Annotated in this window: 10 protein-coding genes and 1 pseudogene; 8 read left to right on the top strand and 3 right to left on the bottom strand. The window is 74.4% G+C overall.

Annotation, left to right across the window (positions count from 1 at the left end):
• A partial coding sequence (locus QL983_RS08215) for a GNAT family protein (RefSeq protein WP_356768188.1) occupies positions 1-735 on the bottom strand: 735 nt, incomplete at its 3' end.
• A gap of 110 nt (positions 736-845) precedes the next feature.
• On the opposite strand from QL983_RS08215, the pseudogene QL983_RS08210 reads away from it, so the two are divergent.
• The 6 genes and pseudogenes from QL983_RS08210 to QL983_RS08185 form a co-directional block, all read left to right on the top strand.
• Positions 846-1193, top strand: a pseudogene (locus QL983_RS08210) (GNAT family protein); the annotation flags it as partial.
• A complete protein-coding gene (locus QL983_RS08205) occupies positions 1190-2410 on the top strand; it encodes a Fic family protein (protein ID WP_095353514.1) in 1221 nt (406 codons plus the stop codon). The pseudogene QL983_RS08210 and the gene QL983_RS08205, both read left to right, overlap by 4 nt.
• A gap of 407 nt (positions 2411-2817) precedes the next feature.
• On the top strand, positions 2818-3525 hold the full coding sequence (locus tag QL983_RS08200; protein ID WP_041104849.1) for a GntR family transcriptional regulator: 708 nt from the start codon (positions 2818-2820) through the stop codon (positions 3523-3525).
• Complete coding sequence (locus QL983_RS08195) at positions 3522-3884, top strand: CidA/LrgA family protein (protein ID WP_036315546.1); 363 nt, start codon at positions 3522-3524, stop codon at positions 3882-3884. Before QL983_RS08200 ends, QL983_RS08195 begins: the two co-directional genes overlap by 4 nt.
• Positions 3881-4615 (top strand): LrgB family protein, encoded by a 735-nt coding sequence (locus QL983_RS08190; RefSeq protein WP_036315548.1) that lies wholly within the window; start codon positions 3881-3883, stop codon positions 4613-4615. The genes QL983_RS08195 and QL983_RS08190 overlap by 4 nt, the downstream gene beginning before the upstream one ends.
• A gap of 177 nt (positions 4616-4792) precedes the next feature.
• A complete protein-coding gene (locus QL983_RS08185; protein WP_122054777.1) occupies positions 4793-5545 on the top strand; it encodes a metal-dependent hydrolase in 753 nt (250 codons plus the stop codon).
• A 28-nt stretch (positions 5546-5573) separates the two neighbouring features.
• Here the strand turns inward: QL983_RS08185 and QL983_RS08180 are convergent, their stop codons facing one another.
• Positions 5574-6212, bottom strand: coding sequence for a DUF6226 family protein (locus QL983_RS08180; RefSeq protein ID WP_122054774.1), 639 nt, complete (start codon positions 6210-6212; stop codon positions 5574-5576).
• A gap of 42 nt (positions 6213-6254) precedes the next feature.
• Positions 6255-7757 carry a long-chain fatty acid--CoA ligase gene (locus tag QL983_RS08175; protein WP_290152239.1) on the bottom strand — a complete coding sequence of 501 codons (1503 nt, stop codon included), beginning with the start codon at positions 7755-7757 and terminating at the stop codon, positions 6255-6257.
• A 265-nt stretch (positions 7758-8022) separates the two neighbouring features.
• Between QL983_RS08175 and QL983_RS08170 the strand changes: the two genes are divergently transcribed.
• Both QL983_RS08170 and QL983_RS08165 read left to right on the top strand, forming a co-directional pair.
• Entirely contained in the window at positions 8023-9084 is a 1062-nt protein-coding gene (locus tag QL983_RS08170) for a zinc-binding dehydrogenase (protein ID WP_036315572.1), read from the top strand.
• 134 nt (positions 9085-9218) lie between these two features.
• Positions 9219-10109: MerR family transcriptional regulator (locus tag QL983_RS08165; RefSeq protein WP_290152236.1), on the top strand; the 891-nt coding region annotated here is incomplete at its 3' end.

Genomic DNA, 10109 nt, shown 5'->3' with positions numbered 1-10109 from the left:
CGCTCGCGCGGTCGCCTCGTCCCAGGGCTCGTCCAGCAGGTGGCGCACCACCTCGGGCTGCATGTACATCTCCTGCAACCAGCCGAGGTCGTCCTCCCGGTGCGGCCGCAGCGTCAGCCGCGCGGTGGGCAACGGCCAGTCAGGGGCGCGGCCGCCCGCAGCCGCGCCCTCCTTGCGCCCCGCCGGAGGCGGGGCGTCGACGTCGGCGGGGACCGGCGTCGTCGTTCCGGACGCCCAGTCCTGGCGCAACATTGCGTAGGCCACGGACGCGAGCGGCTCGCCGCCGTCCACGGGCCAGCCGCGCCGGTAGTGCGCCTCCTTGACCCAGCCGGCCCGGCGGAAGGTGCGCAGCATGGGGACGTTGTCCTCGCGGGTCTGGCCCTCGAAGCGGTCCACCGCGGGCATCGTCTCGAAGACGCGCCGGGTGAGCGCGGTGAGGATCTGCGCGCCGAGCCCGCGCCCGCGGAACCGCTCCGCCACGCGCAGGTCGAACAAGGGGGTGGGGTCCGTGAGGTCCTCCAGGCGCACCACGCCGACGCGGCCGTGCTCGGGATGCTCGATCCAGAAGGTGCGGTGGTCCTCATCCTCCCAGGCGCCGCCATCGACGGCCTTCTCCGCCTCCGGCCGGGTGACGCGCGGGCGCGTGTGGAACGGCCACGCGTTCTCGGTGAGCAGGGCGACGAGCGCGTCCCGGTCGGCGCCTGCCGGGTCGAGCGGAGTGAAGGTGACGTCCATGGGGCCGAGAGTAGGGGAGGGGACGTCACCGCCGCCCGTTGCCGTGACCCCATGGCCACGCCCCTCCTCGACCTCGCGGCGCACCGCGCGAGGAAGCCCGGGACGCGCAGGCCGAGATCGGCTGGACCATAGCCCAGGCCCACGCCGGCCGGGGCCGCGCCACCGAGCTGGCCTGTGCCCTGCTGGACCTCGCCTTCGCAGGCCTCGGCGTCCGACCCGTGGAGGCTCACGCCTTCGCGGACAACGCGCCCATCCTGCGCGTGATGGAGAAGGTCGGCCTGCGCCACGAGGGCACCTTCAAGGAGGAGTCACTGCACCGCACCCGCGGCTGGGTGGACGGCGTCACTTACGCGATGCTCGCCTCGGAGCATCGGGCCCGGGGCAGACGGCTTTCCACCTCACGACGCCCAGAAGTACGCAACTCTCTAGACATAACGTTGCGTAAGGTGGCGGCATGAGCAACGATCCGCGCCCGACCCCGTGGGCCGTCGGCTGGGAAGAGCGCCCCTGGGCCGCGGGCCCGGATGACGCCGGGCTGCGCTCCCGCAGCGCTCGCGTGCGTGCAGCAGGCCCATATCGAGCCGCGCTCCCGGCCCGTATCGCCCGACTCGGGCTCGACCTGCCCTCTGATCTGGCGACCGAGGTCGAGGAGGCGACGGCCGCCGTCGTGCGCTTCGACGCCGAGATCAGCCACGCCCTCCCGGGGCTCACCGGCGAGATCGCCCCGATCGACGCGGTGCTCCTGCGCACTGAGTCCGCGTCCTCCTCGCAGATCGAGCACATCACGGCGGGCGCGCGAGCCCTCGCCCTGGCGACTCTCGGCGAACGCACCCGCCCGAATGCAGCGCTCGTGGCGGCGAACGTGAGGGCCATGGGCGCTGCCTCCCGGCTGGCCGCCGACCTGGAAGAGCCCGCCCTGCTGGCCGCCCATCGTGCCCTCATGGACGGTCAGGAGCATGCCCGGCCGGGTGCCTACCGCGATGCGCAGGGGTGGATCGGGGGCGGGGCGCCCACGCCGCACACGGCGCAGTTCGTCCCGCCCCACCCGGAGCGCCTGCGTGCCGGGATGGACGATCTCTTCGCCTATCTGCGCCGCACGGACGTACCCGCCCTCGTGCAGGCCGCCATCGCGCACGCTCAGTTCGAGACCATCCACCCGTTCGCGGATGGCAACGGCCGCACCGGGCGCGTCCTCGTGCACGCCGTGTTGCATCGGGCCGGCGCGATCACCCGTATGGGGGTGCCCCTCTCCGCGGGACTCCTCACGGACACGGCCGGATACTTCGACGCCCTCACCGCCTACCGCGACGGCGACCCCGCGCCCATCGTGCGCCGCTTCGCGCAGGCCGCCCTGGCCGCCGTCGGCAACGGCCGAGAGCTCGTCGCGGACCTGGACGAGGCCCTGACCGGCTGGCGCGAGCGGCTCACCGCCCGGCGGGACGCGGCGGTCTGGCGGGCGCTCGCGGTGATCATCGCGCAACCCGCCGTGACCGTGGACCATCTGGCCCAGGCGCTGGGTGTCTCGCGCCCGGCCGCCCAGCGGGCCGTGGACCAGCTTGTCGAGGCCGGCGCTCTGCAGGCCGTGTCCGCTCAGCGTCGGAACCGGGTGTGGCTGGCCACCGAGGTGCTCACCTGTCTGGACGAGTTCGCCGCGCGTGCGGGCCGGCGGGGTTGACCGGGGGTGGACGACCGGGGCGACCAGCCTCAGTGTCGTGTGTAGTGTCCCGGCCATCCGGGCGGGCATCGGGTTGCGGGCGTCCATCTGCGCCACCACCCGGTGCAGGCCGTACGTCTCGAACCCCAGGTCCAGTAGGGACACCGACCCGGCAAGGACCGGCGTCGTCGTGCCGGACGCCCAGTCCTGCCGCAGGACCGCGTACGCCACGGGCGCGAGCGGCTCGCCGTGCCTACGGCGAGCGCGCAGGAGCTGCTGGAGCGCCTCGGGACTCAGATCGCGGCTGACAGCCGCTCCGCGTGCCCGCTTCGACAGGCGCCGGCATCTTGGGCCCCTCCCCACCCGGACCCCTTCCGAGTCCGACACAATGCATACATCCATGCATGCATCCGATTACTCTGGCCCGCATGACTCCACTCTCCGACCCCTTATGGGGCAGTCGTGCCACGGCTGCCGGCCGCCTGGCCCACGACGTCGCCTGGCGCATCGTCCGCGGTGAGATCGCCGCGGGGGAGATGCTCACCGAGGTCCAGCTCTCCACGGAGGCCGGCATCTCCCGGACGCCGGCCCGGGAGGCCCTCCTCCAGCTCGAGCGCTGGGGCCTGGTGCGGCTCCTCCCCAAGAAGGGCGCGGCCGTGCAGGCCCTCACGCCGCAGAGCGTGGCCGACCTCACGGCCCTGCGCGGCCTCCTCGAGTCCACCGCCCTCGCCACGGTCGCCGCGCGGCCCGACGCCGTCGGGCCCCTCGTCGCCACGCTCACCGCCAACCTGGAGCAGCAGCGCGCCGCCCTGGACGCCGGCGACCTCGCTGCCTTCTCCGCGCTGGACGTGCGCTTCCACCGGGACGTGATCGCCACGTGCGGCAACGCCGCCTTCGACGAGGTCGTGCGCACCTTCGCCCCCCGCCTGGCACGCCTGATCCACGCCGCCACCGGCGGATCCGTCGACGCCGCCCGCCGCCTCCTCGATGGGCACGCCGAGATCTGCGCCCAGCTGGCCGCCGGGCGCGCCGCAGACGCCCAGCGCGCCCTGCAGGCGCACCTCGACGCCGCGGGGAGCGGCGTCGTCCCCGGCCTGCCGCCCGTGGGCCCGTCCGAGGCAGGTGAACCCCGATGATCGAGGGCCTGCTGATCCTGCTGCTCTGCCAGCTGGCGGGCACGCTCGTGGCCGACACGCTGCACCTGCCGATCCCCGGGGCCGTGCTGGGCATGCTCCTGCTGCTCGGCCTGCTCGCGTGGCGCCGGCCGGCCGAGGACGCGCCGGTGATGACGGCGAGCCATCACCTGCTCCAGCACCTGCCGCTGCTGTTCGTCCCGGCGGGCGTCGGCGTCGTCGCGGTGCTGGGCCTCATCGAGGAACACCGGGCGCTGATGCTGGTCGGCTTCGTGGTGCCCTGGCTGCTGGGGCTGGTGGTCACCGCCGGCGTCGCCGCCCCGCTCGCCCGCCGCCTCACGGACAAGGAGGACGCACAGTGAACGCCGCCGAACTGACCGACTCCCTCGCCGAGGCCTGGGACGCGCTCCTGCACACACCGCTGTTCGGCATCGCGCTGACCCTCGCCGTTGCTGTGCTCTCCCGCCGCCTGTGGCTCGCCGCCCGGCAGACCGCCCTGCTCACGCCCGTGCTCGTGACGATCGTGCTGGTGGCCGCGTTCCTGGCCCTGACCGGCATCGACTACGAGACCTACATGATCGGCGGCAGCTACCTCACCTTCCTGCTGGGCCCCGCCACCGTGGCCCTCGCCGTCCCCCTGTACCGGGCCGGCCCTGACATCCGGAAGCTGCTGCTGCCGGTCGCCGTCGGGGTCACCGTCGGCTCGCTGACCGCCATGGTGAGCGCCGTGCTGATCGTGCGGGCAATGGGCGGGGACGCCGCGCTGGCCGCCACGTTCGCCCCCAAGTCCGCGACGACGCCGATCGCCATGGCGGTGGCCGACGCCGGCGGCGGGATCGTCTCCCTCGCCGCCGTGCTCCCCGTGCTCACCGGCGTGCTCGGCGCCGTGCTGGCCCCCTGGGTGCTCGACCGGCTGCGCGTGCGCGACCCCCGCGTGCGCGGCCTGGCCATCGGCGTGAGCTCCCACGGCATCGGCACCGCCCGCGCCCTCGCCGAAGGCCCGAAGACCGGTGCGTTCTCCGCCCTCGCCATGGCCTGCTCCGGTGTGCTCACCGCCCTGCTGGCCCCGCTGGTGCTGGCGATGACGGGGTGAGGGGCCGGGCGGCCGCCCCCGGCCGGGCAGCCGCCTCGACCCGCTCCAGCCGCGGCGGCGTCCTTACCGTGTCCGCCCCGCCTGCCACCCTGGTCCTCTTCCTTCCCCGCGGGCCGCCCGCCGGCCCGCACAGGCGCGGTGACGCGGCCCGGTCCTGCGAACGAGAGGACCTCACCCATGATGGGCCCGTCCCACGCGGCCACCGGCGCCGCGGCCTGGCTGGCGCTCACGCACTGGCAGTCGCCGATCGCCGCGCTGCACCTGCCCGCCGAACTCCAGCTGCTCGGCGCCGTCACCACCGCCGGCGCGGCCATGATCAGCGACTGGGACCACCCCCGCGCCACCGTCGTCCACGCCCTGCCGCCCCTGACCGAGTGGCTGAGCCGCGGCATCCGCCACGTGGCCGGCGGGCATCGGCGCGGCACGCACTCGCTGGTGGGGATCGCGGCGTTCACCGCCGTCGCGACGGCGGCCGCCTCCATCCAGGTGCCGATCGCGGGGCACGTCTACACGCCGGGGCAGGGGGTCATCGCCGCGTTCCTGGCGGCCGTGGCTGCCAAGGCCCTCCGACTGCTCCCGAACCGGGGATGGAGGGCCGCGTGGGCGCTCGGCATCCTGGTCGCGGTGTCGGCGACCGTCCTCAGCGACGGGCTGTGGTGGATCCCCGCCTCCGTGGCCGTCGGCGTGAGCGTGCACATCCTCGGCGACGCCCTCACCAACAACGGGGTGGCCCTGCTCTGGCCGCTCAGTCCGGAGCCCCCCACTCGCCTGTGGTGGTGGCAGTCCTCCGGACGGTTCCGGCTCCCCTTGCTCGGCCGGACCGGGTCCTGGCGGGAGTGGGCGCTCGTCTCGGTGGTCACCGCGTTCACCGTGGTGCGGGCCGTGCGGCTCATCCCGCTCGCCGCTCGGGGGGTGGCGGCACTGTTCTGAGCGGCGGCACCCGGCCACCGCCGCCCCCTCACTTAGCCCGCCCGCACCACCGTCTCGTCCCACGCGGCAGCCTCGGACGGCCGCCGGCGGCCAGGTCCCGGCAGGCGTCCGTGAGCGCCTCGAACGACCACCCCGGGACCCGGCCCAGCGCCTCGGCCGTGCCGTCTGCTCGCACGACCGCCTGGTCCACGGCCTCGAGCAGCTCGTCCGACCCGGGGTCGCATGCGTCGCATCCGCAGTCCGGGAGCAGCGCGTGCACCTGCCTCGGGGCGCCGACCGCCACCCGGATCACCGGCAGGACGCCGCCGTCGTCGTCCTGGGGCACGTCCGTCTCCAGCAGCCACCAGGGGGAGGCGCCGTCGACGCCGGCCGGCGGCGCCACCCGCAGCGCCCGGTCCACGGGGGCCGCCAGGTCGGCGCGCCCGGCCTCGTCGAGCGGGATGCCACGCACCGGGTCCGGCACGACGACGGCGCCCGCCTCCGCGAGCACCTCGGCCCACACGCGGGCCCGGGCGGCCGCGATCCGATACCGCTGCGGGTCGGTCACCCGGGAGTACTCCTCCTCCCGGGGCGGGGCGCCGTCCGGGTGCGGGTCAGGCCAGGCGGGCAGGCCGAGGGCGGCGTACCGCCGGGCCACCTCCGCCCGCAGGCGCTGCAGGGTCGTCATGGGAGGCTCACCGTGTGTCCGGCCTGGGCGGCCGCCCCGGGCTCACTCCGCCGGCGTCAGTTCCCGCTTGAGGATCTTGCCCGTGGCGGTCTTGGGCAGTCCGTCCCGCACGGTCACGGTGCGCGGGTACTTGTAGGGGGCCACCTGGGACTTCACGTGCTGGATCAGCTCCTCCTCCGTGGCGTGCGCACCGGGGGCGAGCACCACGTGCGCGGCGACCTCCTGACCGAGCTCCGGGTGGGGCACCCCCACCACGGCGGCCTCCGCGACGGCCGGGTGCTCGTAGAGCACCTCCTCGATCTCGCGCGGGTACACGTTGAGCCCGCCGCGCAGGATCATGTCCTTCGTGCGGTCCACGATGTAGTAGTTGCCCGCGGCATCGCGCCGGGCGAGGTCGCCGGAGCGGAACGAGCCGTCCTCGGTGATGGCCTGGGCGGTGGCCTCCGGCTTGCCCCAGTAGCCCTTCATCACGTTCTCCCCGCGGATCCACACCTCGCCCAGGGTCTCCTCATCGCCCTCGGGCACGACGGCCCCGTCCGGCGTCACCAGCTGCATCTCGCACCCTCGGACGGCGCGTCCGATCGAGCCCGGATGGTGCTCCTCGCCCGGGTGGTTGAAGCACGCCACCGGGGAGGTCTCGGACAGGCCGTAGCCCTCCAGGATCTCGCAGTCGAAGGTGGCCTCGAAGCGGCGCAGCAGCTCCACGGGCATGGCGGATCCGCCGGAGACGCCCAGGCGCAGGCTGGCCAGGTCCTCCGGATGGTCCTTGGCCGCGGCCAGCACGGCCCCGTACATGGTGGGCACGCCGATGAACACGTCCACCGCGCACTCCCGGACGGTCTGCGCGGCCACGGCGGGATCGAAGCGGGGGATCAACGCCAGGCTGGCGCCCGTCGTCACGGGCGCCATGAGCGCGCACGTGAGGCCGAAGACGTGGAACAGCGGCAGGCAGCCGAGCACGGTCTCCCCGTGCTGGAGCTGGATCAGCGTCTCCGCCGCGGTGTCCGCGTTGGTGCCCATGTTCCGGTGGGTCAGCTGGGCGCCCTTGGGGCGGCCGGTGGTGCCGGAGGTGTAGAGGATGACGGCGTCGTCCTCGAGGTCCCGCTCGACGGTCTCGGTCACCGGGCCGGGGCTCTCCGCGAGGTGCGGGGCGAGGCCGTCCTCGCCGAGGGTGCGCAGCGGCACACCGCGCTCGCGGGCGCCCTCCACGGCTTCCTCGGACGGCACGGACCACAGCATCGACGCGCCCGAGTCCTCCAGGTAGTACTCGATCTCGCGGCGCTTGAACAGCGGGTTCATCGGGACGACGACGGCGCCCAGCTGCAGGGCCGCGAAGAACACCACCGGGAACGCCGGGATGTTCGGCACCATGAGCGCCACGCGGTCCCCGGGGCCGATGCCCTCCTGCCGCATGAGCCCGGCCAGGCGCTGGGACTGGTCCTGGAGCTCCGCATACGTCATGCGGTTCTCGCCGAGGATCAGGGCGGTGGAGTGCGGATGCTCGGCGGCGGTGCGCTCGAGGCGGGCGGACAGGGTGAGGGTCACGACGGGCCTCCGAGGGGAGTCGGATGTGATGGGAACCACAGTGTAACGCCCGGCGGTGCTCGTTCGCTGTGAGCCGAGCGGGGTGTGTCGGCGGACCTCACGCCAGCGACATCACCGCGGTTCTGCCCGGCGGTGATGTCGCTGGCGCGCGGTCATCCACCGGCCCCGCCTGCGACGTCGATGTGTCGTCTCCACGGCTCAGGGGCGCAAGACTGGTCCCCGCACACCGCCGCCCGGACCGCCGGGCCAGACCGGAGGACAGACCATGACCGCACAGACCCCCGCCACCCCTGCCATCCCCGAGACGATGAAGGCCGTCGTCATGCGCGCGCCGGGCGACGTCGTCGTGGAGGAGGTGGACACCCCGCGCGTCGCTCAGCCCACGGACGTCGTCCTGAAGCTGGCCGCCGCGTGCGTGTGCGGCTCGGACCTGTGGCCCTACCGCGGTCACAACGACGTCGACCACCGGCGCATGGGCCACGAGTACGTCGGCACGATCGTGGAGAAGGGCGAGGACGTCGCCACCCTCGAGGTCGGCGACTTCGTGATCGGCTCGTTCATGCTCTCGGACAACACGTGCGAGATCTGCCAGGCCGGCTACCAGTCCCGCTGCGTCAACGCCGGCGAGTACACGGGCAGCCAGGCGCAGTACATGCGTGTCGAGCTCGCGGACGGCTCCCTCGTGAAGGTGCCCGGGGGTGAGCCCTCGGACCCGGACCGCCTGGCCGACTACCTCGCCGCCTCGGATGTGCTCGGCACCGGCTGGTACGCCGCCGTCGCCGCGCAGGCCGGCCCCGGCAAGACCATCGCCGTGGTCGGCGACGGCGCCGTCGGCCTGTGCGCCGTCCTGGCCGCCAAGACCCTCGGCGCGGAGAAGGTCATCGTGTTCTCCCGCCATGAGGATCGGGCCGCGCTCGCCCGGGAGTTCGGCGCGGACGTCGTGATCGCCGAGCGTGGCGAGGAGGGCGCCGCCCAGGTGCGCGAGCTCACCGGCGGCTACGGAGCGCACGGGGTGTGCGAGGCCGTCGGCACGCAGGGCTCCATGGACCAGGCCCTGGCCTCGGTGCGCCCCGGCGGGTACGTCGGGTTTGTGGGCGTCTCCCACGACCAGACCCTCGACGGCTCCGATCTCTTCGGCCGTGAGATCCACCTCGAGGGCGGGCCCGCGCCCGTCCGCCGCTTCCTGCCCGAGCTGATCGAGCGCATCCAGTCCGGGGAGATCCAGCCCGGCCGCGTGTTCACCGCGCGCATGCCGCTCGACGACGCCGCCGAGGCGTATCGGGCCATGGACGAGCGCCGCGAGATCAAGGTGCTGCTGGAGGTCTGAGGCCGCCGTGGCGTTTGGCCTCCACGAGCGGGAAGGGGCAGACCTGGCCGTCGGTCTCGAGCAGGCTGGGCGACGCTTGACCCTCCCCTTGGGGGAACGCCCACGCTGGGATCACCTGAGAGAAAGGTCGCCCCATGAGCCCCCTGATGACCGTCGGCGAGTTCGCCCTCGCCACCGGACTGAGCGCGAAGGCGCTGCGCTTCTACGACGAGCGCGGCCTCCTCGCCCCCGCCGACGTCGACGCCCACTCCGGCTACCGCTGCTACGCGCCCGGCCAGATCCGGACGGCCGCGCAGATCCGCGTCCTGCGGGCGGCCGGCCTCACGGTCGACGACGTCCGGTCCGTCCTCGCGGACCCGGCCTCCCTGCCGGCGCGGCTCGAGACGCACGCGGCCGAGCTGCGACGCCGCCGCGACCTCGAGGACCGCGCGCTCGCGCTCGCGGTCGCCGGTGTCTACGCGGCCCCGGATCCCGACGACGACGGCGGCCCCGCCCGTCCCGGCCCCGTGGCGGAGCGCACGGTCGGGCCGACGCCGTGGGCCGGCGTCGTGCAGCGGGTGGCCCTGGACGAGGCCGGTGAGGAGTCGACCACCGAGCGCGCGAACGCCGCCTTCGTGACGCTGTTCCAGGCACTCGCGGAGGCGGGGTCGGCACCCGCCGGGCCGCTGTGGACGGCGCTGCGTCCGGTGCCGGGCGCCGCCGACGTCGTGGAGACCGTCCTGGCCGTCCCGCTGAGCGGCCCGGCTCCCGCGGGTCTCAGGGTCGACGGGCACGAGGTGGTGGCCGGGACGCTGCCGCGCCGCGTGGAGCGGTACGTGGACGTGCGGGCCGACACGGGCGAGGTCGACCTGCTCGACGACGCCCCCGGCGGCGCGCTGCCCCATCCGGATCTGCTGGGGCTCATGGACGCGTTCGACATGGAGGACGCCGGTGCCGCGCCGGAGATCCGCCAGATCCTCGCGGACCCGGAGGCCGGACACATCGAGCTGGCGGTGACAGTGCGGGAGGAGGCGGGAGCGGGGCAG

The organism is Micrococcus sp. APC 4021 (assembly GCF_030407635.1).
GTDB lineage: Bacteria > Actinomycetota > Actinomycetes > Actinomycetales > Micrococcaceae > Micrococcus > Micrococcus luteus.
Note: the sequence above shows the minus strand (reverse complement) of the source record. Positions and strands in the feature narration are given on the sequence as shown.